Below are 237 nucleotides of genomic sequence, written 5' to 3'. Positions count from 1 at the left end.
AGGTGCGCCACCAGATGGGCGCGGATGCCTGCCACCGTCAGCGGGTCCAACTGCGGCTTCTCGGTAAAATAAGCCACCAGCCGCTCGTCGCGCACCAGTACCACGGCTTCGAGGATGCCGGGCAGTTGGTTCAGTTGGGTCTCGATCTCGCCCAACTCGATGCGCATGCCGCGGATTTTCACCTGGTCGTCATTACGCCCCAGGTACTCGAGGTTGCCGTCGGGCAGCCAACGCACC

1 protein-coding gene is annotated in these 237 nt (G+C 63.7%); it reads right to left on the bottom strand.

What is annotated here, in order from left to right; all coding sequences use genetic code 11:
- Positions 1-237, bottom strand: a 237-nt coding sequence (locus SB717_RS39400; protein WP_410908757.1) for a hypothetical protein, incomplete at both ends; no start/stop codon positions are given.

The organism is Priestia sp. SIMBA_032 (assembly GCF_046535215.1).
GTDB classification, from domain to species: Bacteria; Bacillota; Bacilli; order Bacillales; family Bacillaceae_H; genus Priestia; species Priestia aryabhattai.
Note: the sequence above shows the minus strand (reverse complement) of the source record. Positions and strands in the feature narration are given on the sequence as shown.